18 protein-coding genes are annotated in these 25,404 nt (G+C 42.3%); 6 read left to right on the top strand and 12 right to left on the bottom strand.

The window, feature by feature from the left end:
- Positions 1-10 precede the first annotated feature (10 nt).
- From DWW52_RS04070 to DWW52_RS04090, 5 genes are all read right to left on the bottom strand, one after another.
- Positions 11-970 (bottom strand): fibrobacter succinogenes major paralogous domain-containing protein, encoded by a 960-nt coding sequence (locus tag DWW52_RS04070; RefSeq protein ID WP_118714162.1) that lies wholly within the window; start codon positions 968-970, stop codon positions 11-13.
- An 11-nt stretch (positions 971-981) separates the two neighbouring features.
- Entirely contained in the window at positions 982-1,977 is a 996-nt protein-coding gene (locus DWW52_RS04075; RefSeq protein ID WP_118714163.1) for a hypothetical protein, read from the bottom strand.
- A 23-nt stretch (positions 1,978-2,000) separates the two neighbouring features.
- Positions 2,001-3,545: a RagB/SusD family nutrient uptake outer membrane protein gene (locus DWW52_RS04080; protein WP_118714164.1), complete on the bottom strand. Its 1,545-nt coding sequence runs from the start codon at positions 3,543-3,545 to the stop codon at positions 2,001-2,003.
- An 11-nt stretch (positions 3,546-3,556) separates the two neighbouring features.
- Positions 3,557-7,165 (bottom strand): SusC/RagA family TonB-linked outer membrane protein, encoded by a 3,609-nt coding sequence (locus DWW52_RS04085; RefSeq protein ID WP_118714165.1) that lies wholly within the window; start codon positions 7,163-7,165, stop codon positions 3,557-3,559.
- Positions 7,166-7,245: 80 nt separating this feature from the next.
- Positions 7,246-8,421 carry a FecR family protein gene (locus DWW52_RS04090; RefSeq protein ID WP_148315325.1) on the bottom strand — a complete coding sequence of 392 codons (1,176 nt, stop codon included), beginning with the start codon at positions 8,419-8,421 and terminating at the stop codon, positions 7,246-7,248.
- 350 nt (positions 8,422-8,771) lie between these two features.
- Here DWW52_RS04090 and DWW52_RS04095 point away from each other — a divergent pair, with 350 nt between their 5' ends.
- From DWW52_RS04095 to DWW52_RS04110, 4 genes are read left to right on the top strand one after another with little or no spacing between them, the layout of a single operon-like run.
- Entirely contained in the window at positions 8,772-9,677 is a 906-nt protein-coding gene (locus DWW52_RS04095; protein ID WP_118714167.1) for a DUF6268 family outer membrane beta-barrel protein, read from the top strand.
- A 38-nt stretch (positions 9,678-9,715) separates the two neighbouring features.
- Positions 9,716-10,789, top strand: a complete 1,074-nt coding sequence (locus tag DWW52_RS04100) for a sensor histidine kinase (RefSeq protein ID WP_118714168.1) — start codon at positions 9,716-9,718, stop codon at positions 10,787-10,789.
- On the top strand, positions 10,780-11,832 hold the full coding sequence (locus DWW52_RS04105) for a sensor histidine kinase (RefSeq protein WP_118714169.1): 1,053 nt from the start codon (positions 10,780-10,782) through the stop codon (positions 11,830-11,832). Before DWW52_RS04100 ends, DWW52_RS04105 begins: the two co-directional genes overlap by 10 nt.
- Entirely contained in the window at positions 11,829-12,548 is a 720-nt protein-coding gene (locus DWW52_RS04110; RefSeq protein ID WP_118714170.1) for a LytTR family DNA-binding domain-containing protein, read from the top strand. The genes DWW52_RS04105 and DWW52_RS04110 overlap by 4 nt, the downstream gene beginning before the upstream one ends.
- 192 nt (positions 12,549-12,740) lie before the next feature.
- Here the strand turns inward: DWW52_RS04110 and DWW52_RS04115 are convergent, their stop codons facing one another.
- The 3 genes from DWW52_RS04115 to DWW52_RS04125 form a co-directional block, all read right to left on the bottom strand.
- Positions 12,741-13,802, bottom strand: a complete 1,062-nt coding sequence (locus DWW52_RS04115; RefSeq protein WP_118714171.1) for an alpha/beta hydrolase — start codon at positions 13,800-13,802, stop codon at positions 12,741-12,743.
- Positions 13,803-14,077: 275 nt separating this feature from the next.
- Positions 14,078-14,653 (bottom strand): sugar O-acetyltransferase, encoded by a 576-nt coding sequence (locus tag DWW52_RS04120; protein WP_118714312.1) that lies wholly within the window; start codon positions 14,651-14,653, stop codon positions 14,078-14,080.
- Between the two features lie 13 nt (positions 14,654-14,666).
- Positions 14,667-15,203, bottom strand: coding sequence for a flavodoxin family protein (locus DWW52_RS04125; RefSeq protein WP_118714313.1), 537 nt, complete (start codon positions 15,201-15,203; stop codon positions 14,667-14,669).
- 269 nt (positions 15,204-15,472) lie between these two features.
- On the opposite strand from DWW52_RS04125, the gene DWW52_RS04130 reads away from it, so the two are divergent.
- Positions 15,473-16,378, top strand: coding sequence for an AraC family transcriptional regulator (locus tag DWW52_RS04130; RefSeq protein ID WP_118714314.1), 906 nt, complete (start codon positions 15,473-15,475; stop codon positions 16,376-16,378).
- A 27-nt stretch (positions 16,379-16,405) separates the two neighbouring features.
- Positions 16,406-17,287 carry an AraC family transcriptional regulator gene (locus tag DWW52_RS04135; protein WP_118714315.1) on the top strand — a complete coding sequence of 294 codons (882 nt, stop codon included), beginning with the start codon at positions 16,406-16,408 and terminating at the stop codon, positions 17,285-17,287.
- Positions 17,288-17,421: 134 nt separating this feature from the next.
- On the opposite strand, the gene guaA is transcribed toward DWW52_RS04135, so the two are convergent.
- From guaA to DWW52_RS04155, 4 genes are all read right to left on the bottom strand, one after another.
- Complete coding sequence (guaA, locus tag DWW52_RS04140; protein WP_118714172.1) at positions 17,422-18,951, bottom strand: glutamine-hydrolyzing GMP synthase; 1,530 nt, start codon at positions 18,949-18,951, stop codon at positions 17,422-17,424.
- A 110-nt stretch (positions 18,952-19,061) separates the two neighbouring features.
- Positions 19,062-20,252: a TlpA disulfide reductase family protein gene (locus DWW52_RS04145; protein ID WP_118714173.1), complete on the bottom strand. Its 1,191-nt coding sequence runs from the start codon at positions 20,250-20,252 to the stop codon at positions 19,062-19,064.
- A gap of 28 nt (positions 20,253-20,280) precedes the next feature.
- The gene (locus DWW52_RS04150; protein ID WP_158582474.1) at positions 20,281-21,771 is read right to left on the bottom strand and encodes a RagB/SusD family nutrient uptake outer membrane protein; all 1,491 of its coding nucleotides are present in this window, start codon (positions 21,769-21,771) and stop codon (positions 20,281-20,283) included.
- A gap of 22 nt (positions 21,772-21,793) precedes the next feature.
- Positions 21,794-25,330, bottom strand: coding sequence for a SusC/RagA family TonB-linked outer membrane protein (locus tag DWW52_RS04155; protein ID WP_118714175.1), 3,537 nt, complete (start codon positions 25,328-25,330; stop codon positions 21,794-21,796).
- Between the last annotated feature and the right edge of the window lie 74 nt (positions 25,331-25,404).

The following is a 25,404-nucleotide window of genomic DNA, read 5'->3' on the forward strand; positions in this document are numbered from 1 at the left end:
TTTTTACAATTTATTCTTTTATACAACGAACACTATATGCTGCCGTCAAATTGGAAGTTCCTCTCATAATCCGGTCTTCTTTCAGGAAAAGCACGCGTGTAATCCCAATATCAACCGAATCACTTTCCACCTTGTGAGTGGACGACCAGAAATAAGTATTGACATCTTTGTTATAAAAATTATCCCCATACATATATTTCCCATATAATCTGGCTCCTCCATAAGTGGCATTGAAACCGATCCCCTCCTCTCCTCCTTTCAATAAACTTCCCTCGTAATTCCCACGCCACTCGTCCAACTTATTTATTTCAGATATAGACATTCCCAATGTCTCTTCCAACTTCTTCCAATCATCATCCGTCGGAAGACGCCATCCTTCTGGAATTGCCTTTAAAGCCCCCTCGTAAGTATACAGGTATCCATACTTAGTAGCATACTTACCATTCGTACTTTCTGCTTTTTCCAGTCGTTGTTGGGCAACCTCCTTTATTGCATCCGGGTAAAGATTATCATAAATTCGATTCAACGCGATCAATACATCCGGGAAAGTCGCCCCGTAAAACCGATCAAAATTTCCGAGAAAATTCTCCGGAATAGTTCCGCCTTCCAACCACATTTCGAACACTTCGGGTATGGTAAAAGATCCTACAGACCCCTCAAATTCTCCTCGGTCAATCCCAGCACGTATAGAATCAGCCCATACTTCTGGATTAACAAGAATATCTTGAGCTCTAATACCCTCCTCTCCATAAGTATAACACCCGTCTAAAGCTCCCTGCGGGGAGCGATATCTAAGATTTTCGGCCATCCATGTTTGTCCTCCAATCGTAATACACCTGTACGTGTTCATATCCCGTGAATCCTGAAAATCAGAAAAACTGACATCCGGTTTCACCAATACATGATTATTATCGTCATCACAAGCACAATACACGATAATACCTAATAATATCACAATTATCTTTTTCATACTTCTTCTTTTTACAATTTTACGCCTAATTCATTGGCCACAATCTCGTATAGAATGTTGTATTTTTCCATTACTAAAGGCGAATTGCCCCATAATTTCTCAAATTCCGCCTTCGAATGATTCAACATTTCCGAGATATAAGCAACTAAATCTGTTTCGCTATCACTAGGAGATGATAGAGAGGTAAACTTACCCGCTGACACAAAACCAAATTGACCGATAGCCAAACGAATTGCAGCTCGAAATTCAGCTAACTCTTCCGGTTCCATACTTGCCACGCCAAACCAAGAATCATCCAAGGCACTTGGAGAAAAATACCATCTAGGCTTATCAGTCCCGTCTACATAATCATACCAATGTGGATCAAGATCAGTCCACATCTCACCATACCACACTTTATCTGATACGTCATTAAAAGCTGCTAACTGATCTTTATAATTCAGTATCTTAGATTTTACCATTTCCCGCATCATCGTTTCCGGCAAACTAGCTACGAGATCTTCTGTCCAATCTCCTGTCATCAATACAGTTCGATAATTTATCGTATAAGCTCCTTTCTCGTATAGTTTTTTGGAATCTTTCTGATCCACGATCGTTGCTGACTTCGTAACAAAAAAATTAAACGGATAAAGAAGTTTTGAAGCTACCCTTAAATACTCTTCAATTATGCCTAACGCCTTTAATTGTTCGTCGGGATCAATCAAATATTCATAATTGTATTTGACATCACTATAAGAAGTAAATCCCCACGCTAAATCCAAAGTTTCATAACGATAAACATCTTTACCCGTCACATCTGTTTTTACAAATACTTTTCCAATCGTATCGTTAAAATAAACAGGTACACCGTATTGAGTATATATATCGTATATGCGATGTTTTACCGGATTGTTCGGATCGTCTTCTATCACATATAAATTTTCAAGTTTAATTTTGGATGTTAATGCATCTTCTTTCTCGCATCCTAAAAACAGGAATACCAGAACTAAATATATCACGTATTTCATAACTAATTCATTTTATCTACATACTAATCTAACGTGTTCCTGTATACTAATCTAACGTATTCCCGATCTTCCCGGAGATTATCCGGCATTCCCGTATCAAATTCCAACACGGATTTAGGAATCGCAAAAACATAAGCCGGATCATCCTCCAATAATTGATATACTTCTCCATATTTGAATACATTCTTATGATCCCAATCATAAACTGCATACACGCGTTCAATTACCTTTTTAAAAGGAGCTTTTTTACATACAGCATACCTTCTCAAATCAAACCAACGGTGTCCTTCCATGCATAATTCTTTCCTTCTTTCTGTTCGCACTTGATCAATAACTTCATCTGCACTATACAATATATTCACGTAACCTTCAATACGTTTACTCCGCAACTGGTTTAACCAATCGGAAGCTCCTTGCGCATCCCCTTGCATGGCGCAAGCCTCAGCGGCATTCAAATATCCCTCTGCCGTGCGTAAAGTGAAGAGATCTGAAACTGAGGAACGATGTTCACCCATTTTGTATTTACGATTCAATCCTATGCTATCACTTTGTACAGACCTACCAAAATATACATCCCGTCTATAATCCATCGTGTCATATAGTTGAAACAAATCCTGCGATATACAGAAATCTCCACCCGCTCCCGTGAAATCGTTTTCCAAACTTAAAGAACCTTGAGAAAACAAAAGCTCCGGACTACTTTCGGATATGGCATATTCTACCGGATTATTAACCAGCTTACTGTAATCTAACAAAGAACTCTTTTCAGCTAGCAACTCTTTAGCCGTGATCTCTGCATTTTTCCAATCTTGCATATACAAATATACCCGGCTTAACAGCAATAAAGCAGCTTCTTTTGAAGCTCTATAAAAAGATTTCGTTTGAGGACTTTTCTCAAAACAAACTATTGACTCATTCAAATCCTTTACTATTTGTTCGTAAACTTTCGCGACTGGAGTACGTTCAAATTGAGTATCTTTCTCTTTATCATGTTCCACGTAATAAGTCAACTTCAAAGGAACCCCCAATTCAGAAGCAGCATTATCTGGATCGTAAGCTTTAGCATACATATTTACAAGTAAAAAATAAAACTGAGCACGCAAAAAATGACACTCGGCCTCTACCCGAAGGGCATCTAACTTGTCCTGCTCCGTATTTTGACTCACATTACCAAGTTCATGCAAAACAATATTCATCGAATTGATCCGTTGATATAAACCATCCCAATTTGCATTATCTGCAGCCAAATTATTCCCACTATGATTTCTCCCGACTTCCATCTGCCAGCTTGTATACCCGTAATAGGTCCCATCCATCTCGGGCGATCCTTTCATGGCATTATAAGCAATCACGGTATTGACATCGTCATCCAAAATATTTAATTGCCAACCAATACTTCCATTCCTCAGATATTTAACTTCCCACGAAGGTATATACCCATTCCCCAACAGAATTTCATTCAAATCCGACACCGTTTTGGGAACAACCAAATCTTGCGAATAATCATCAAGAAAATGCCCGCACCCGGTGAATAAGATTAAAACAATTGTATAAAAAAAACTTCTCATATTCGTGCATATTAAAAGGTTACATTAAATTGAAACGTGTAGGAAGGACGCACAGACAGATTCGGCTTAGCAAAACCTGCTTGTGAAGGATCCTGTCCTTTTAATTCTTTCGCTGATATCGTGAATAAATTCAACGCGTTCAAGCTTAGTGAAATATTAGAAAAAGGAGTTCTTTTCAGCCATTCGGAATTAAAATTATAACGGATTGTCATGGAAGAACATTTCAAATAACTTCCACTCACGACACGCAGATTAGAATTATCATACATATTCCAAATATTATTGGCAAAAGCTTGTATGTGTGAAGCGATCGTGGGAGATTGAGAAAAATGAGAGAAGTATCTACTGTAATCGGGATCCGACGGGCTCATGATTACCGGAACATCCGTGTATTTCTCATCTCCAGGAGCCATCCAGCGATTCAGAAACTCTTTTCTTACATTAGTTTCAGAACTGATGCCTGAAGTGACCGGAGCGTATAACGCGAATAATCTAACCTTTGAACCGATACTATAAGACAAATTCATGGAAAAAGACAAATTCTTATAAGTAAGATTGTTTGACAGGTTTCCACTAAAAATAGGATCCCGTTGCCCGCTTTTCTCCATGGTCATTAAAACCGTTTCTTCCAAAGACTTGTACTCCAACAGATGTTGTCGATCGTTGTAATCATCAAACATCGGAGTTCCGTTTGCCGGATTCAAACCCATATACTTGTAAGAGTAGAAACTACCAATTGCCTTTCCATCTATTAGCGCAGTTCCATTCAAATAATTCTCAAGAGTATAACTCTCTACCGACTCGGATCTAACTTTATTAATATTGCCTGAATAATTCGTGGACAATTTCCACTGAAAATTCTCTGTTTTCACGGGTGTTGCAGAAACCAAAACCGAATACCCGTTATTATCCAAGTCTCCCCCATTCATCACGTAAGTATGACCCGAGACCCCATTTACGGAAGACACCTTCACGTTTGTAAAGCAATTTGTTGTTTTCTTGGAATAAATGGAAAAGTCTACACTTAACCGAGAATTGAAGAACCCGATTTCAAGTCCCCCATCTAACTGCCTCGTCTCTTCCCAACGTAAATTCGGATTCGGATAACGGGCTATCGTGGATACATTTTCATTATATATTGGGTCGATCGTCCCTTGATGGATAATCAAATTAGGACTTTGGTCCTCCAACATATTTCCTTGTACACCGTAAGAAGTTCTCAATCGGAGTTCGCTGATAAACTTGACATTCTTTAATATATTCTCTTGCAAATTCCAGCTTCCAGAAACAGACCACACGGGCAGGAATCGTTCATTACTTCGGCTCCCGAACTTGTTGGAAGCATCGAAACGACCGTTCATGTTCAACGTGAAATGATTTTGATAACTATAACTCAACACAAAATACCCGGATATCTGATGAGAAATTCCATGACTTATGCTTCGATGATTCTTATTCAACCATTTTTTATATTCAGGATAATCATCTAAATTTTGTAAATCATCAATAAATTGTAACCCTCTATCTTTGACGAATCCCCGATTCTCGTCACTGATTTGTCGGCTAGTATTCCCGCTTAACTCAAATCCACCCATAACCATAATCATGTGCTGATCACTCTCGCCCAAAAATTTACGATAATCCACTTGTGTACGAAACGTATAACTTTCCGATATTGAATTTGTAGTTTTCAGTATTCCACCATAAGGCAAAACACAAGATCCAGCCGTACCAATCATGGGAAGTTCTTCGTATTCACTATTCTTCAAACGTGCCACGTAATTCGATTTTTCTCCCCACCACTGCTCTTGTAAAGTGTTGCTTCTGTTATAATTTCCGGATACCGTAATATCTAATCCCGTAATCGGGGTTAATTTCATGTCAAGCATGGCACCGATCGTATTCCCGTCATACTCGTTAGAACTGTTATCTATTTCGTTCAAAATGTTATATCTAAATTTATTATAAGCTTTGTTCATCCCCCCGTAAGCGACCTTGTCATAATAATAAAGAGTCCCGTCGGAATTAAAACAAGGCAATGCTCGCGTCGTGTTATAAGCGTAATCCATGGCATCAATCTCGGACATCAAATGATTTTTCTTCTGCACGTTCCCATTGATCGAGAAATTCACCTTGATCTGCTTTGAAAATGTCATATCCAAATTCACGCGGGTCGTGTAACGTTCCGTGTAAGTTGTCTTGGAAACCCCATTCTCTTTATTATAACCCAACGATACATAATAACGGATATTATCATTACCTCCCGAAACTCCAAACGTGTGATCATGTGAATAAGTATCACGTGTTAAAATGTCAAACCAATCCGTATTCACGGTTTCGCTTCTTTTCACATTCTCAACAAACTCATCATACGTGGATAATCCTTTATAAAAACTATTCAGAGCTCCCTCGTATCCCACCATTGTCATGTCAGAAGGAAACTTATAATGTAGATCACAGAGTTCTTTTCCAAACTGAACTCGTTCTTGTGAATTCATCAAATTAATATTCCGATCCGAATATCGGGGACGACGGGTATACTTTGACGAGTGGTTGTACGAGAAACGAGCCGGACCGATTGCCCCCTTTTTCGTGGTCACCACGATCACACCATTAGCCGCTCTTGTTCCATAAAGAGCCGTGGCCGAAGCATCTTTTAAAACATCAATACGCTCAATATCCTGCGGGTTGATCCCGGCGATCGCGTTACCGATAATATTAATATAATCCGGATTATTCAAATCATCATTACTCACATCCACGGGATCATGCAGGATGAAACCGTCCAACACCCATAACGGTTCCCGATTTCCTAACAACGTGGAAGTTCCTCTTACCCGAATTCTAGGCGTTGCTCCAACTTCCCCGGAATTAGTCATCAAAACGAGTTCCGGAATCCGACCTTCCAATGCTTGATCAATACTAGTCATACCAGGAGTCAATATATCTGAAGCTTTAACCGAAGTAACCGCACTCGTCAAGTGTCTTTTATCAATATTCTGATAACCGGTTACCACCACTTCACCCACCTCGGCCAAATCCTCCTCCATCTTCACGTCAATCTTCGTTTTATTCCCCACCTTGATATACTGTGTTTTCATTCCCATGAAAGAGAAAATCAGCGTGCATTCCCCGTCTTTAGGTACCCCGATTTTATATTCCCCTTTTACACTAGTCGCCATCCCCGTTGTTGTCCCCTTGATCAACAGGGTTGCTCCCGGTAGCGGGTTACCTCCAAGGTCGGTAACGACTCCCGACACGTACTTTAGATTCTCTTCGTCTGTTTTCGAGTCTTTTAACTTGATCACGATCGTGTTCCCGTTAACGGCATAGGTCAGTCGGGTATCTTTCAAACATTCGTCCAGAACCTGCTTGATCGTGGCCTCTTTAAACGATACGTCTCTTTGCTTGAAGGAGGTCAACTGGGGATCGCTGTACACGAAATCATAGGCAGATATCCGCTTGATTTCGTTGATAATTTCCTTCAACGTGGCGTTTTTCAAACTAAAGGACAACTTCATCTCCTGCGAGTAGGCTCGCTGATTGAATTGCGTGGTAAATACCAGGAAAAGGAGAAATAAAAACCACCTCTTCCTTACAAGATTACAATTTTTCTTCATAACTTTGTAAATCAAATTTATAATTATTCGATCCCTGTTGGCTCAGGGAGAGACATAAAGTAGCGTTCCCGCGCTACTTTTTATTTTACAACAACCGTGTTATCTTTTATTTCAAATTCTACACATTCCGTATCTTCTATCAAGTGAAGCACTTCGGCAAAAGCGTCGTGTTTCTTTATATTTAGCGAGAACGGGATAAACCGGGCTTCTTCACGTTCATAACGGACATCGAAATCATACCACTTGCCTAAATCTTTCAGGATATCTTCGAGCGGACGATTATCAAACACGAGCCGCCCGTCTTTCCACGCCAGATACAAATCCACGTTCACTTTCCGGACATCCAGCCGGGTTGTTTTTTTATCAAAAGAAGCCTGCATATTCGGGGTAAGAATAACCCCGTATCCCCCATTTTCCACGCTCACTTTTCCTTTTTTAAGCGTGGTGCGGATACATCCTTCCTCCGAGTAAGCACGTACCCCGAATTCCGTTCCCAAGACTTGTATTTTCAACGAATCGGTGACCGCCACGATAAAAGGTCTGCTCGTGTCCCGTTGCACCTCGAAATAAGCCTCGCCCGTCAAATAAACCCGTCTCTCTTTGCCCGTGAAATGAACCGGGTAGGTTAATTTCGATTCAGCATTCAAATAGACCGTAGAACCGTCAGCCAACACCAGCACGTACTCCCCGCCCCGGGGTATTTTCAGCGTGTGATACTCCACCACGGTATCAACACGATTATCCGAGTACTTCAAAACATCCTTATTTGCCGAAAGTGCGACTTTCGTGGAAACCAATTCCGACAAAGAAGCCGTGTCCTTCAAATTAACCAGCGTACCGTCTTGTAAAACCAACACGGCTTGCGGCTCCACTTTTTTGATCCGACGAGCCTTCGCGATCAAGGTATTATCAAGAGCATCTTTCTCTTTGTCTTGCAGCATCCAAACACCTCCAACCGACAAGATCACGATTAAAACAGCCGCGTATTGAAGCACTCGTCTCAAACACACCCGACGGTGCCCGATCGTTTTCCCGCGGATCAATAGCCATTCGGATCGCATCTCTTCTGCGGTCAACTCGCAATTTTTCAGACTCTCGTCGAAATGAGCCCGGGAAGTCATCTTCCCGAAAAGAGCCTCGTTCTCCGGCGAACGTTCTCTCCACTCCCGTAATTCTTTTTGCCCGGCTTCATCCAACATCCCCTGCACGTGGAGGGCAATCAACCGGACGATATATTCTCTTGTTTCTCGCATCATCTTTTTCTCGCTTTTAATACCAAAACGGGGACCTACCCGTTTGGTGTAATACGAAAATGCCACTTTTTTCAAAAAAACTTCAAAATAACTAATAACACGTATTAAATCAATACATTGGCTTACATCTCTTCGTTATCTCTTCGTTATACTATGCTTAAACTCCCGTGTATAGCAACGAAGAGATATCGAAACTATAAGGAAGAGATAACGAAGAGATGTAAGCGAGAGAGTGGATCAGGAACGAGCAAAAACGGGCGGTTCATCTACTCGAAATGCCGTTTCGTCTACTATTTGTTTTTGCCATCGGGTAATATTTTACTTTTACACCGTTAACCAAAAAACAATTCTTTATGAAACTTTTCTTATACTGTATCCTCTTCTTTGTTCTACTCTCTTATCAAGAAACAAATGCCCAGGTCTATTTCAAAACAGAATACATCACCTCTTCGTCATACAGGGGAGAAAAGGAAGACAACCTACACGCGAAAGGTAACTTGAAAGTAATTCAAGGAGGCTTCCGCGTCCCGCTCTCGTTGAAAATGGACGAGAACAAACGCCCCACGGTCTGGGCTATCGGGTGCAGCGGGGCGCATGCCACGATGGATAATAAAAAACTGCCGAAAGAACTATGTCCCTCGAAAATGTTAAACCTGCAATTCGGTCTGATACATTCGAGACCGTTGAACGCTAAATGGTCGATGCTGGCGACCGTCGGGGTCGGGCTCTACATGGACAACGACAACCTGTCGAAAGCAAGTTGGAACAACGTGCTGGGGCAAGGAGGCGTGATTTTCATCCGGCACCTACGACCGAATCTGGACCTCGGGGCCGGGGTCGCCTTGAGTAACACCTTCGGATTTCCCATGATCCTCCCGGCATTCTATCTCACCTGGAACCTTGAGGGACGTTACGATGTAAAAGTATCTTTCGTCGACGCTGTTCGGGTATCCGCGGGAATGCATTTAAACAAGTACCTGAAATTAAGCCTGATCGCCGAGATGAACGGGATTCTCGCCTTGACCGAGAAAGACGGGAAGGACATGTATTTCACGCAACAATACGTCATTGTCGGGCTGCAACCGGAAATCACGATTGCTAAATCGCTCTCCCTCGCTGCAACCGCCGGAATCACGCCCGTACGAAGCGCTTTCTACTCGAAAAGAAGCCTCAAAGAGCTTTTCTCGGACGATGACGAATCCGATCCATATTTCAAGATAGGATTCTATTGTTCTCTCGGGCTAACGTGGAAATTCTAAAAAGAAATCGCTAACTTTACCCCTAGATTCACAAACCCATGCAAACTCCAAATTTATACAAGTACGGGAATCAATACTGGGAAAAATTCCTGATGAATCCCCGGTACAGGATATTCAGACACCTGATCATCCTGTTATTTCTCGGGGTGGTCGTCATGAAGGGCTTTTTCGAAGCTTATGACATCTTGTTCGGCTTCAACGCGCTCACCTTTATCAACATGGGCTTGATATTCACGCTCTGGGGAATTATCTGTCTGAATACTTACGTGTTGATCCCCAACCTCCTGTATAAAAGCAAATACGGGACTTACCTTTTCTATTTACTGATACTCACCCTGTTTCTTCTATCCTTCATGGGAAGCGTGATTTATTTCTCCAAAGACCATTTTCCCATATTCTATGAAGCCGTCAAACCGGAGGGTGGGTGGTTCGTGTTCTTTTTCATGAACTTCCTGGGCTTCTTTTTCTATATATCGGCCTTCTCCATGACCATATTCTTACAACGCTGGATCATGCACAACCGACAACTGCACGAACTCGAAAAGAATGAAGTACAAATGGAATTGGCCCGCCTGAAAGACCAGATACAGCCCGACTTCCTGTCCCGCATGTTAAATACCGCCAACGTGTTGACCCGGAAAGACCCGGAGAAGACCTCTTCCTTGCTGTTCCGGTTAAGCCACGTACTCCGTTACCAGTTGTATGACAGTACCCGGGAGAAGGTTTTGTTGAGTGCGGACATCGCTTTTATAAAGGACTACATGAACTTGGAAAAAATTCACAACGATCGTTTCAATTTTAGCATCACCACGGATGAAGACATAGAGCAAATCCTCGTTCCACCCCTGCTTTTCATTCCCGTCATAGAACACGCGCTCGGCCACTTGCCCGGCACGTCCACTAGTCAAATCTCCGACATCTACACGCTTTTCAAACTGCAAGACGGGCACTTGTACTTTGCTTGCATCTACCCGACGAGCTACACGCGGGTAAAAACAACCGGGTTGGACAACCTCTACCGGAGACTCCAGTTATTATACGGTGACAACTTTTCACTTGAAACCAAACGGGGAGATAAAAATAACATAACCAGCTTGCAAATATGTCTATAAAGAATCACGAGAACCCGCGCTTCCTGTTGACCCCCAATTTCAACCAAGTCAGAAACGTCATCACGTTCCTGATTATCTCCTTTTTCGCGTACCAGAACGTGTACGACAACTTCATCGGGGAAGGCTGGTTCTACGCCTACCTCACGAGTCTCTCCATGTTCATGTTCCCGGTATTCACCAACTTGTATATCTTGATCCCGCGCTTGCTTGTGAGGAACAAATTGTCACTTTATTTGTGGGCTCTGTTCGCCACGGTTGCCATCGGGCTGCTGATCTATTGCCCGATCGTGCATTATATTTTCCAGAAGTACGGGGTGTTAACCGATATCCTCGCGAACGAGAACCCCTATTCATTAATCAATATTCTCTACGCGATCGTGATGATCGGCATGATCACGATCGGCACGACAAGCGTGGAATTATTTCGTCGCTGGATGATCTATGACCGGCAAATCACGGAACTCGAAAAGAATACCATGCAATCGGAATTACAGCAATTGAAAAACCAGATCAACCCGCATTTCCTGTTCAACATGCTGAATAACGCCAACATTCTCGTGAAAGAAGACCCGGACGAGGCTTCCCGCCTCCTGACCAAGCTCGATGATATGCTCCGCTACCAGTTGAACGACAGTGCCCGACAGGAAGTATTTCTAAGCGCCGATATCCATTTCCTGACCGGGTTCCTCGAACTCGAAAAGATGCGCCGGGATCATTTCGAGTACCTGATCTCGAAGGAAGGCGACGTGAATAACGTGAAGATTCCCCCGCTTCTTTTTATTCCCTTTGTTGAAAACGCGATCAAACACAACACCGATAGCGAGAATTTATCGTACATTTACCTCTACTTTCGCGTGGAACGGGAAGAATTGATATTTACCTGCGAGAATTCAAAACCCCCGGTATCGGCAAAAAAAGAGTTCGGGGGACTGGGGCTAGCTAATATCCGGCGGCGTCTGGAGTTATTGTACGGTGACAACCATTCCCTTCAAATTGACGAAACCGAAACTAAATATCGCATTCATTTACGATTGAAATTATGAAATGTATTATTGTTGACGACGAACCTATTGCCCGGAAAGGCATTCAATCCCTTGTTTCCCGGATTCCGGAACTGGAATTGGTAGAAATGTTTAATAACGCCTCCTCGGCTGCCAATTTCCTGACCGGGCAACCCGTGGATCTGATTTTCCTTGACGTGCAAATGCCCGGGATCACGGGTATCGAGTTCGCCCGGAACATTCCCAAAAACACGTTGATTATTTTCACCACAGCCTACACGGAATACGCCCTCGATAGTTACGAAGTCGATGCCGTGGATTATCTGGTAAAACCCATAGAATTCGAACGCTTCCGGAAAGCGGTGAAAAAGGCCGTTAATTATCATGCTTTATTAACCACAGGCGAGAAAGAAAACATCGAGAACGTGGAGAACAACTACCTGCTCGTGAAGTCCGAACGCCGTTATTTTAAAGTCAATTTCGAGGATATCCTTTTTATCGAAGGCTTGAAAGACTACGTGATACTCCAATTGGAGGACCAACGCATCATCACCAAGATGAATCTCAAAGCCATCCACGAACAACTCCCCGTAAATCTCTTTTTCAGAATCAACAAATCATATATCATCAATACCAGTCACATCAACTCATTCGACAACAACGACGTCTATATCCGTACCCACGAAATCGCTATCGGCAACACCTACCGGGATGCCTTTTTCGAGAAATTCCTGACAAAAAATAGAAAGAATCTATAAAGAGAGAGGCTTACAAACTTCTTAATATGAAACTACCACCCCCTCCCCTCCTTACACAGGAGGGGAAAATGCTTGGTAATCAACCCTCCCCCTGTGTAAGGGGGAGCTGGAGGGGGTAGTTATTTGGTAGAAAAAGGACTTGTTAGACACAACCTAGAGTTATGGTAGGACACGTTTCATTACCTGACAGATTTATTTCAGATACTTCTTGAAGAAACTTTCCAGCTTGTCGAACGGAATAATGTCCGTGCGGTCATACAAATCAATATGCACGGCTCCGGGAATAATAATCAGTTCCTTATTGTCACCTTTTAGTTTCTTAAAAGCATCTTCACTGAAGTAACGAGAATGAGCTTTCTCGCCATGAATAAGCAATACGGCACTGCGGATTTCATCACTGTAGGTAAGGATAGGTGCATTGACAAATGCAAGTGACGAGGTCTTGTTCCAACCCAAACCGGAGTTTATGGAACGAGGATGATAACCTCGTTCGGTCTTGTAATAGTCGTAATAATCTTTCATGAATTGCGGTGCATCATCGGCAGGTTTCGGGTTCATCACTGTGCGAAGATAAGTACCAGTACGATAATCTTCCGTACGCTGTGCGTTGAACTCTTGACGCATCTTGTAGCGTGCATCTGCATTATTGGCGGCATCAAAGTAACCGTTCGCAGTGGCACGACTAATGTCGTACATCGTGGAAGCAACCGTTGCCTTGATGCGTGTGTCGTTAGTTGCGGCATTAATGGCAAATCCTCCCCAGCCACAGATACCGAGAATACCGATTCGTTCGGCATCCACATCAGAACGTGTCGCAAGATAATCCACCGCAGCCGAAAAATCTTCCGTGTTGATGTCAGGTGAAGCCACTCCACGAGGTTGTCCGCCACTCTCACCCGTGAAAGAGGGATCAAAAGCGATGGCAAGGAAACCTCGTTCGGCAAGTGTCTGGGCATACAATCCCGATGATTGTTCTTTTACTGCACCGAACGGACCACTGACAGCGATAGCTGGCAATTTGCCCCCGATAGTCGTTTCCGGTACATATAAGTCGGCAGCAAGCGTGATGCCGAAACGATTGACAAAGGTCACTTTGCTATGCTTCACCTTGTCACTCTTTGGGAATGTTTTGTCCCATTCTTTTGTTAATTTCAATTCTTCCATATTCTTGTTGCTTTGAAGAGTTTGCGCCAGACTTTCCATCAGACCAAAAAGGCAAAGGAAAGCAGTAGTCAAAAAGGTTATCCGTTTCATAATAGATGTGATTTTGATAAATATTATTTCTTGTTTTCTTTTTACATCACAAAGTTATAGGAGATTACAAGAAAGTTTGGTAGATGAATTACAGATGTTATGACCTCAATTACAGGGTTCGCAAATTGAAGTTCTCGAAAATATGACATATGAGATTCTTTCAAGATAGCGATCCATCAGAAACAGCGTTTCTTGCATAAGCCAGAACGGCGAGAACCAAGATTGAAGCAATCCTGATATTCTCGCCATTCTGAATAAAGAATAACTTTTAGTCTTTATCTATTGCCTTGTTCTATGGAACGAATGTAACGAGCCGGAACTCCTCCTACAATAGTGTTTGCCAGCACATCTTTCGTTACCACCGAACCGGCTGCAACAATGGCATTGTCGCCAATTGTCACTCCTTGCAAAATGGTGGAGTTTGAACCAATCCATACATTTTTACCTAATTGGATAGGAGCTGGCTTCATCGAAGCCCGTTCTTCAGGAGCAATGCCATGATTTAATGTGGCGAACACTACATTATGTCCTATCAAACAACCATCACCAAGTGTAACACCACCATGATCTTGAAAGTGACAACAAGCGTTGATGAACACATTTTTACCAATGGTTATATTCTTTCCAAAATCGGTATAAAAAGGAGGAAATACGCGAAAACTTTCATCCACTTCTTTTCCGAACAGTTGCGACATCAACGCACGTATCTCATCGGGAGTATGATAGATATTGTTCAACGCAAAGGTTATACGGCGTGCTTCATCACTTGCCCTGTTCATAAAAGCATATATATCAGGTGTATCGAGTGGCTTTTTTTGCTCGGTATGCATTAAAAAATCAGTAAGTGTCATTAGTTCGTTCATTTTATACCAATTTTCCCATTTCGTATGCTTGCTTCAAAACCGGATTTCCTTTAATCTCACCCGCATGCCATACACCACCGCAGAACAGCGTTCCTTTCACAGTCGGGTTCTCTAAACAGTCAAGGAATCCCATAAAGTTGGCTACAATGCGATCCATAATGCTGTTATCGTCTTCGGCAGCCGTGGTAATGAAGTAAAACTCCTTGTTTTTCATTTCGGTATAAGGACCGCAACAACGATCTATCAATATTTTCATCTGCGCGCTCATGGCATAGAAATAGACCGGTGTAGCCATCACGATAACATCTGCGGCAAGCATCTTTTCGATAATCTCCTCCGCATCGTCCTTTTGCGGACAGGGTTTCTTGTACTGACTGCACACGCTACATCCCGTGCAGGGATGAATGGTTTTGTCTCGCAGAAAAACCTTTTCTACACGATGACCGCTTTCAATGACTCCTTGCATAAATTCATCACACAGTGTATCGGAATTGCCTCCGCAACGAGGGCTGGAAGATAAAATCAAAACATTCTTCATATTTATATTTTTATAGGATTTCATATTCATTTTCAGAATACAAAAATAGCGAGATAACCAATATCATACAGTAGATAAATTACAGGTGTTATAACCCGAATTACATATTTCCGGTGAAGTTGCAAAATAAATGTTGATACAGTATGCAACCGATGTTCTATGGGAGTGTATAATTCTGTAGCAGAGGTTATATTATCTGTAATTTGGGTAATGGTAAAACTTATATAATTTCCTACTTTTGTAAAATGAATGAAATAGAAATTATAGATATGGATAAGATACTTAATCTTGACAGCGTTAAATTGTATAACCATTTATATGGACTCGAAACGCTTCATCCATTGGTTAGTGTCATTAACTTAAATAAGGCAACACGCGGAGTGGATTCTATTCGTCTTAACTATGGAGTCTATGCTTTATTCTTAAAATTGGAGAAAGCATGTGATATCAAGTATGGCAGGCAAACGTATGATTACGAGGAAGGAACCATCGTCTGTTTTGCCCCCGGACAAACGGCAGAAACAACACCTATTACAGAGCATATACAGACGAATGCATACGGTATTATTTTCCATCCGGATTTGTTACGTGGCACTTCTCTTGGAAAGTCTATTAAGAAATACACGTTCTTTTCTTACGAGATAAATGAAGCACTACATATATCGGAAGAAGAACGTGACATTATACTTGATTGCTTGAATATCATTCAAAAAGAATTAGAACATGGCATTGATAGACATAGCCGTAACCTGATAGTCACTTATATTGAACTTATATTAGGTTATTGTATGCGCTTTTACGAGCGTCAATTTATCACACGTACCAAACAAAATCGTGATGTGCTTACTCGTTTTGAACGCTTTTTAGATGAATACTTCGAGAGCTCTACTGCCGAACGTGAAGGGCTTCCAACAGTAAGATACTTGGCTGATAAACTATGTCTTTCACCAAACTATTTCGGAGATATGCTCAAAAAAGAAACTGGTAAAACTCCGCAAGAATATATTCAGATCAAAGTTATCGAATTGGCAAAAGAACGCATCACCAATACTGAAGATACTGTCAGTGAAATCGCTTATTCATTGGGATTTCAATATCCACAACACTTTTGTCGTTTGTTCAAGAAAAGAGTGGGGTGTACGCCTAATGTTTATCGTACTCAAATCAATAGTTAAAACAAAAAGTGAACAATGGGAAAAGAAATGCTAAACATAAAAAACGTGTGTGAGTGTAATCGTTGTTTAGGGAATAAGACTTTACATCCACAAGTAAGCATCATAAATTTAGAAACAACCGATTTGCTGCAATATGCAATAAAATTCGATTTTTATGCCATTTTATTGATTAAAGAATGTGCTGACGATTGTTGCTGTTGCGGACGAAAGTATTATGACTATTCCTATGCCACTATGCTATTTCTCAAACCCGACGAGATTTTCCGCATGGATGAATCTGGAGCTTTACCAGACAAAGGCTGGTTGTTGGCTTTTCATCCGGAGCTATTATTTCAAACTTCGCTGAAAAAACATATCAAAAACTATACATTTTTTTCCTATCGTAAAGAAGAAGCCCTACATCTTTCCGAACGAGAAACATCTACCATAATCTGTTGTTTGGAAAACATTAAGGAAGAATTGTATCATCCGATTGACACGCATACAGCCACCATCCTTTCCCATCATATTGAACTGATGTTGGATTATTGTACTCGTTTCTATGAACGACAATTCATAACACGAGAAGATAAGAATGGAACTATCTTGATGAAATTTGAAGAGCTTTCTCATAATTACATCATCTCCGGCAAATTACAAGGAAGTAAACAACCATTATCGGAATATTTTGCTTGTTCTTTGAATTTATCCGCGGCTTATTTTAATGACCTGTTGAAATTTGAAACGGGAAAGACATTAAAGGAATATATCCAGTTAAAGCAATTAGAGATAGCAAAACATATGCTATTAAAAACAGAAAAATCACCAAGTGTTATAGCACAGCAATTAGGGTTTACAAGTGTACAATATTTCAGTTCTCTATTTAAAAAACTTACAAGATGTACCCCCAATGAATACAAGTATTCGTAAATAGTCGTTAAGGTCATTTTAGGACAAAACAGTATATGCCTTTTTTCGAGAAATTCCTGACAAAAAATAGCTAAAATCTATAAAGTCCATAAACTTTACTGAGTTTATGGACTTTCAACTAACAAAAACTTTTGTTACTCCCACTCGATCGTGGCAGGTGGTTTTGAACTGATGTCATAAACAACCCGGTTAATCCCACGAACATTATTAATGATCTTGTTAGATACTTTTGCCAGAAATTCGTAAGGCAGGTGGCACCAATCGGCCGTCATTCCGTCCGTGGACTCCACGGCACGTAGCGCAACCACACTCTCGTATGTACGCTCATCCCCCATGACCCCCACGCTCTTGACCGGCAGAAGAATGGTTCCGGCTTGCCATACCTTGTCATATAATCCCTCTTCTTGAAGCATCGAGATGTAGATATGATCGGCTTCTTGCAACAATCTTACCTTTTCTTTCGTGATCTCGCCCAAAATACGGATTGCCAATCCCGGTCCCGGGAAAGGATGACGTTGCAGGAATTTATCAGCCAATCCGAGACTCTTACCCACCCGGCGGACTTCATCCTTAAACAACAAGCGTAAAGGCTCCACGACCTTCAACTTCATATAATCGGGCAAACCACCCACGTTATGATGTGATTTAATGGTTTGTGACGGACCGTTCACGGACGAGGATTCAATCACGTCCGGGTAAATCGTTCCTTGTCCCAACCACTTGGCATCTTTCACTTTATGCGACTCTTCATCGAACACGTCAACAAACGTGGCACCGATGATTTTGCGTTTTTTCTCCGGTTCCTCGATTCCGGCCAAACGAGAAAGGAATAGATCCCCGGCATCAACGCCAACCACGTTCAACCCGAGTTCCTTGTAGTTTTCCATCACGGACGAGAACTCGTCTTTCCGCAACAAACCGTTATCCACGAAAATACAAGTCAGGTTTTTACCGATAGCCCGGTGCAATAACATGGCGGCAACGGTAGAATCTACCCCCCCCGATAAACCCAGTATCACCCGGTCTTCGCCGATTTTCTCCTTCAATTCGGCCACGGTTGTCTCGATAAATGAATCCGGGGTCCAGTCTTGTTTACACCCGCAAATATCCACCACGAAATTCTTCAACAATGCCGTACCCTCGGTGCTATGATACACCTCCGGGTGGAATTGGATCCCGTAAGTCTCCTCTCCTTCTACGCGATAAGCGGCGTTTTCCACGTCCGCCGTACTTGCCACCACCGTGTAATGCGAAGGTAACACTTCTATCGTGTCCCCGTGAGACATCCACACCTGTGAGTGCTGGCTGATATGCTTGAACAACGGGCAGGTATCATTAACAAATGACAGGTTCGCCCGACCATATTCTCTCTTGTTAGAAGCCTTAACTTCACCACCGAAATAGTGAGCCAGGTACTGAGCCCCGTAACATACTCCCAGCAACGGCAATTTTCCTTTTATAGAAGACAAATCCGGCTGTGGAGCTTTCTCGTCACGTACGGAAAAAGGACTTCCCGAAAGGATCACACCTTTCACGGAAGCATCAAGTGCAGGGTAATGATTGAAAGGGTAAATCTCACAATAGACATTCAATTCGCGCACGCGTCTCGCAATTAATTGCGTGTACTGCGAACCGAAATCCAGTATTAAAATTTTCTCTTGCATGTGAATCGCTTATTTTATTTTGTTGCAAAGATAATTTTTTTCCCCGTAACTTTTTAGAATACAATTTTAAAAAGTTACGGGGAAAAAATTACAAGTTACAAATTAGCAAATTACAGGCTATTGTTCCCGAGTAGTTCCTCTAATTTCTGATCCAGTCCATCGGAACTTCCAATATAGATAGCTTCAATCACCCCTTGCGGGTTAATCAGGAATTTCGTGGGAAATGCAGACACGGCATACAATTTATTTATCTCTTGCTGTCCTGCCCGCTTTTCAAACATACTGACCTGCGGCCACGTAATATTATCCTCGGAAGCTGCTTTCCGGATAACCTCACTTTTGCGGTCCGAAGCGATACCGAGGATATCAAATTTTTCGCCTTTGTAACGGTTATATATTTCCCGGAGATGCGGGTGACTGGCCCGGCAAGGCCCACACCATGACCCCCAGAAATCAATAATCACGTATTTTCCCTTGTAATCTGAAAGAGATATTTCTTTTCCGGTACTCACATCCGTCAACGTGAAGTTAGGAGCCACGGCTCCCGGAATGATACGTTCCCGGGATTCGATGATCGAAAGCAAATTTTTACCATACTCGGACTCCCGGACCTCAAGAGCAAACTTGTTATATTGTGCCCGAAGCTCATCCACGGATTTCCATGTCAACCCGGAATTCAAATAAAGAAAAGCGGCATATTCCCGATCCGGATGGGCAGCGATCCAAGTTTCCGTTCTTCCCGACATGATGTCGGAAAGCTCATCCATTCGTTTTTTATTAGCCGCCACGGTCTCTTTGTCCCCATTCCAAACCGCCTCGTTCGTACTATAATGCAGGCGATTGATCTCTTGCTGTTCTTTTTTATTTGACAATTTCAATGATATGTAATCCTCATTTATCGGATTCTTATCGTCTTTCAGGTTCACCAGCGGAAAATCGCTCGCATCCCCCGTTAAGCGGATATCCGCTCCCGGATGTACAAAAAAGGAAAGATCAAAACTCCCGTACATGGCGACGGGTTTTCCTTTACCTTTCTCGTTAAATGCTTTTTGTTGTTTCTTATCCACAAGCATCATCATGCGGCGTTCTCTGCCGTTACATTGCCCGGAATAAACAAACTTACCGTTGCGGACATCCATCGTGTCTATCGTGAAACCTCCGTTTGCACTATTAAAAAGAACGACTATTTGATCTCCCGTGAAATGCTTAAAATCTCCACGGATAGTAAATACAGAGTCCTGCGCACGTAGAGAAATCCCTAAACCGAAACATAATATTGAAAAAATTAAAAATCGCTTCATTATTTATCGCATTTAAAATATTTGACCATTATTTATTATTCTCCCAATCAGTACTAAAACTCAGTACTTTGGGTGGAATTCGGAACACCAACCGATCTTCGGTCAACGTGTAGATATTCTGACCATCCGTGTGCGTGTAATTCTGTTTATCTTCTTGAAATAAAGGATCATTCCACAATCGACGAATATCAAACCAACGCATCCCGCTCATCATGAACTCTCTTTTACGTTCTTCCACGATATAACGGATCAATTTGTCCTTCGAATCAACCTCGGCAGGTATCGCGGCATCCGCTCCGGCTATACGCTTCTCACGCAAAGCTAAAAGGTCTTCCCGCGCTCCAGACAAATCGTCTAACCGAGCTTTACACTCCGCCAACATAAGATACAAATCAGGCATATCTCCCCCAAGAGAGTAAGTAATTCGCTGAATCCGACGGGAATAGGGCCAAAGAGTGGTTCCCGTGTAATCTTTCGTGTTAAAAAACGCTAGTCGCAAATCCGACTCCCCGAACAAGGCCATATACTCGGGTTTCACGTACACGGTCGGGGGATAAATAGCGAACATGATTGTCATGATATTATACTGTTTGGTGCAAATATTCTCCTGATTATTCAAATCAAAATTACTTGGATAACTTCCCATTAATCCCCACATATTTGCCATAATAGGATTATATCCCCACTCTGCCAAAGAAGTATTGTAATCAAAAAGTCCAAGAGGAACCGTGCTATTTTCCGTTGCTTTCAACGACTCTTTCAAAGCAGTAAGGGCCTTCCCGTAATTTCCCATGGAAAAATACACCTTCCCTAACATATAATATCCCGCGGCCCGGTAAATCCGCAACTTGTGTTTTGTCTGTTCATCCAATTGGGGACAAGCCTCTTCCAACTCGGTGATAATAAAACGATACACCTCCTCCACAGTAGCCCGCTTAAAATTGCGATCGGCCGAGGTTGCTTTTGTAACGATCGGCACACATAAATCTTGGGATGCCGTACTCTCGTTATACGGTTTTCCGAAAAACTGAGCCAGCAAAAAATGCATGTATGCTCTTCCGACACGGGCTTCGGCCTGTAAACGTTGTTTTTCTTCTCGTGTCCCGTCATCGGCATCCATCACCCCGTTCACGATCACGTTATACGTGTAAATTTGCTGGTAGGGCGCATTCCATTCGGCCGACACATCATCTTCATTAAAGATATCCGCTTCAAACTTATAAGCAGCCAACGCCGTGCGGTCCATAGAAGCAAACGAAGAGGCATCCGCGATCAACTCGTCCCCCATGTAAATCATGAGTAAAGGCTCTGTTCCGGGAGAAATACTCCCGTCCGGTCTTTGCTCGGAAAAAGCAAGGTTAATTAATAACGTATTATTAAACAATCCATTGTAATGTTCCAGTTTCGTCGGAACCTCTTTCCCTTTAGGTTTCAAATCCAAAAAATCGGAACACCCGGCAATCCCGAAAGAAACAACCAACGCGAATGCCAGAAACGTATATTTCAAACTTTTCTTCATAAGATTCATTTTTCTCGTTTCACTATTTAAAATTCACCGTAAGTCCCACGGAATAAGACGGACCGTAGGTTGTTGTCCGCCTGCCGTATTTCAAGTTAAAAGCCTCCGGATCAATCCCTTCTTTATTTGCCGCGATATAAAACAGGTTGGCCATCTGGAATCGCACCTTGATGTTATCAGCCGCTAATTTACTGCAAATGCGTTGAGGCAAAGCATAAGAGAATGATAAATCCCTCAACTTCACATAAGAAGCACTTTCAATATTCACATCCGCATAATTATAAAAGTTCATTTCCCGACGGACAACCGACTCTTTCCCGTTTGCCACGTAAGAAGGAACGTTCGTGTATTTCTCGTCCCCCTCTTTTCGCCAGCGTTTATCGAAATCTTTGTGTATATTTCCCGTTAACCGTCCACTATAAAAAGTATTCCGGTCATTTCTCATCTTATGACCAAGATTGTAAACAAACATGAATGAAACCTCGAAACCTTTATAAGTCAAAGCATTGGTAAGTCCTCCATACCAAAGAGGCTGCATTGTTCCGGCATCTTTCACGGCTTTCACGTCCTGTATATCTTTGGACAATTTGACCTTTTCACCCCTCTCGTTATATACCTGCGGATCACCTAATTCATCCAATCCAGCCCAACGATAAGCGAACAGAGTCTGGGCCGCATGCCCCTCCACGAAATTCTCCGTTATGATAGAGTTGGCAGATAAACCGTCATTAATATATAACTCTGTGATTTTATTTTTGTTATAAGTCAACGTGAAGTCAGTCCTCCAATTCAACCCTTTTCCCTTAATATTATGGCTATTCAACGATATTTCGAAACCGGAATTCTTCATTGTCCCCAAATTTGCCAAAGACTTCTCCCATCCGGTAGCCGGGTGCAGGGGTACTTCTCCCAGCAAATCCGTCGTTTTCTTACTATACACGTCTATCGAACCGGACAACCTTTGATCCAACAAAGCAAAATCAATACCCGCGTTAATAATACGCGTTTTTTCCCATGTTAACTTATCGTTTGCAGGCGTGATAACGACATATCCTTGTCCCAAGGAGGCAAAATTATTGTTACTAACGGGATAAAGAATATCATAAGGACCACCTAACCCGGGATCGGGGGAATTCCCTCCCAACCCGTAACTCAGACGCACGTTCAAACGATTGAGTATCTCCATATTTTGCATGAATTCTTCCTGTCCAAGTGACCAAGCGCCCCCGACAGACCAAATCGGTTTAAACTGCACGCTCGGATCACTTCCGAATAAATTCGACTGATCCACGCGAATACTCCCGTTCAGCGAATATTTGCCACGCCACGTATAGGCGGCATTCGCGTAAATAGACACAAAACGCTTCTCCACTTCCGAGAAACTTGCTCCCACGCCAGATAATTTGCTATTTCCCGATGTAGACGGGTATATCGGATTTGCCACTCCTGTCGTCGACAAGAACAACTCGTCATAACTACCTGAAACCATGGTCTGTGGATTATATCCCCGACGGGTTGTCGTTTGATTCTTTGTTTTATTACTCCTAACTTCCATACCGACTAACGCGGTAACTTGCGACTCACTGTTTTCAAATACCCGATCAAAAGCCAATTGATTACGAATCGTCCAATCTGTCGTGGTAACATGAGTCGTGCGATAATACCCTCCGGAACTTGGAAGATAGTAAACAGGCACCCCGGTCTTCTCGTCAAAAGAAGTGTATTTAATCAATTCTTCTTTCACGCGTTGAGAATTCTGATCATAAAACAATTCGGTTCCATTATTTCCGCGTTGATATTGAAAACGTCCGTTATAAGAAAGCCCTCGGAACAACTTAATAGAGAGCCCGGCATTGACACGAGCATTAAAATTAAATGCCGTGCTGAATCCCTCCTTGTTATCCGTCAAAGGTATAAAGTTCAAATCTTTCTGACTCTTCCGCTCGAACTCCAAACGATCCGGTTCGTAATACAATAAATCCGCGTGAGATAACGGATTGCCGTCTTCATCAGAAAACATCTGGTAAGGAAATATACTGTTCAAATCCGTCAGGTAAGGCGTCATCGCGTAATCTGAATCCAGAATCGCCATATTTATTCCCAGATCCATTTGCAGCCACTCCGTGAACGTGAAATCCTGTTTCAAGTTCAACTGATATTTATCCGAGACATCTTTATTCGAAGAGGCATTATGCTCGTACCCGAAAGAACCGTAATAACGATGTTTCTCTCCTCCACCGGAAAACGACAAACTGTGAGTAGTAAAAAATGCCGGAGTCATAAAATATTTTTCTACTTGCTTCCTGTTGTTACGAGAAGCCAGTTGTTGCAGGGCTTCCTCCCGTTGCGTATCAGTAAGTTCTTGATTATACATGATTTGCTCGTGGGGATAAACGATAGGTATATTACCGCTGATGCCATTTGCCGTCGTAGTGATTGAATTCCACGTGTAAAATTCCGGGGAAAAAATCTCCTTCGCATTTTTGATAAACATCCCGCTCGACATGTATTGCAGGTAATCGTAATCAGGCAGTCCCTTGTACGTGTACGAGCCGCTGTAAGAAATTTTCACTTTCTTATCCGTATTCTTCCCTTGTTTGGTCGTGACCACGACAACACCGTTAGCCGCCTGTGCCCCCCAAATAGATGCAGCCGTCGCATCTTTCAGGAAAGTGATACTCTCGATATCATTGCTATTCACCAATTCCTCGAAAGAAGAAGATGAAATAGGAACCCCATCAAGCACGAAAAGCGGACTTTGGGTTGAATTGATCGAGGTTGTTCCCCGAATCAGGTATTTCTCCTGCCCGTCACTGAAATTCACACTCAATCCCGTAGTTAATCCCTCCATACTCTCGATGATATTACCGGAAAGCCCCGCCTTTTTAGCGACATCATTACCATCCACCACGCTGAATGAACCCGCACTACGCTCTTTGGATATAGTCTGGTAACCCGTCACGATAACATCTCCAAGTTGCACAAGATCTTCCTCCAGAATAACATTAAACACTTTCTTCTTTCCCACGACAACCTCTTTCTTTTTCATTCCCAACATGGAAAAAACCAACACGCCATGCTCGTCATCCGGAATTTCCAGAGTAAACTTCCCGTCAACATCCGTGGCCGTACCTTGATGCGTGGAAGAATAAACCACGGCAACACCGGGCAAAGGCTGTCGTGTCTCGTCAAGCACGCTTCCCGTGATCGTGATTTTTTTTGTACTCTCACCTTTCTTGCGAATAGGCACGATAACCACGATATCCTTTTCAATCCGGTAAGTCAAGCCCGTTCCCTGCAACAAAGCATCCATCACCTTCACTAAAGAAACATTTTTCAAATCCAACGTCTTTTTTCCAGCATTTGTAATTTCTTCATGATTAAAAAGAAATTTGTAATCCGTAGTTTCCCGAAGCTGTTGAATAGCTCGCTCCACGCTCACATCTTTGATTTGCAATGAAACCGTCTTCTCCTGAGCCCACGACAAAGCGGGAAACAAAAGGAAAAGAAATACCAGCCACGTGCCCCCGGCACGTCTTGTTTTTCGATTTTTTTTCATACATTTGTGTAATTAAAAAGTTTATATTGAACTTAAAGAGCCGGCTATCAGAATTTCGCCGTTCAATAACCGGT

Origin of the sequence: Odoribacter sp. AF15-53 (genome assembly GCF_003479425.1) — a bacterium.
In the GTDB taxonomy this organism is placed as follows: domain Bacteria; phylum Bacteroidota; class Bacteroidia; order Bacteroidales; family Marinifilaceae; genus Butyricimonas.

Coding starts and splice junctions, on each gene's coding strand:
- DWW52_RS04070 (WP_118714162.1), bottom strand. CDS start 970: ATGAAAAAGATAATTGTGATATTATTAGGTATTATCGTGTATTGTGCT.
- DWW52_RS04075 (WP_118714163.1), bottom strand. CDS start 1,977: ATGAAATACGTGATATATTTAGTTCTGGTATTCCTGTTTTTAGGATGC.
- DWW52_RS04080 (WP_118714164.1), bottom strand. CDS start 3,545: ATGAGAAGTTTTTTTTATACAATTGTTTTAATCTTATTCACCGGGTGC.
- DWW52_RS04085 (WP_118714165.1), bottom strand. CDS start 7,165: ATGAAGAAAAATTGTAATCTTGTAAGGAAGAGGTGGTTTTTATTTCTC.
- DWW52_RS04090 (WP_148315325.1), bottom strand. CDS start 8,421: ATGATGCGAGAAACAAGAGAATATATCGTCCGGTTGATTGCCCTCCAC.
- DWW52_RS04095 (WP_118714167.1), top strand. CDS start 8,772: ATGAAACTTTTCTTATACTGTATCCTCTTCTTTGTTCTACTCTCTTAT.
- DWW52_RS04100 (WP_118714168.1), top strand. CDS start 9,716: ATGCAAACTCCAAATTTATACAAGTACGGGAATCAATACTGGGAAAAA.
- DWW52_RS04105 (WP_118714169.1), top strand. CDS start 10,780: ATGTCTATAAAGAATCACGAGAACCCGCGCTTCCTGTTGACCCCCAAT.
- DWW52_RS04110 (WP_118714170.1), top strand. CDS start 11,829: ATGAAATGTATTATTGTTGACGACGAACCTATTGCCCGGAAAGGCATT.
- DWW52_RS04115 (WP_118714171.1), bottom strand. CDS start 13,802: ATGAAACGGATAACCTTTTTGACTACTGCTTTCCTTTGCCTTTTTGGT.
- DWW52_RS04120 (WP_118714312.1), bottom strand. CDS start 14,653: ATGACACTTACTGATTTTTTAATGCATACCGAGCAAAAAAAGCCACTC.
- DWW52_RS04125 (WP_118714313.1), bottom strand. CDS start 15,203: ATGAAGAATGTTTTGATTTTATCTTCCAGCCCTCGTTGCGGAGGCAAT.
- DWW52_RS04130 (WP_118714314.1), top strand. CDS start 15,473: ATGGATAAGATACTTAATCTTGACAGCGTTAAATTGTATAACCATTTA.
- DWW52_RS04135 (WP_118714315.1), top strand. CDS start 16,406: ATGCTAAACATAAAAAACGTGTGTGAGTGTAATCGTTGTTTAGGGAAT.
- guaA (WP_118714172.1), bottom strand. CDS start 18,951: ATGCAAGAGAAAATTTTAATACTGGATTTCGGTTCGCAGTACACGCAA.
- DWW52_RS04145 (WP_118714173.1), bottom strand. CDS start 20,252: ATGAAGCGATTTTTAATTTTTTCAATATTATGTTTCGGTTTAGGGATT.
- DWW52_RS04150 (WP_158582474.1), bottom strand. CDS start 21,771: ATGAAGAAAAGTTTGAAATATACGTTTCTGGCATTCGCGTTGGTTGTT.
- DWW52_RS04155 (WP_118714175.1), bottom strand. CDS start 25,330: ATGAAAAAAAATCGAAAAACAAGACGTGCCGGGGGCACGTGGCTGGTA.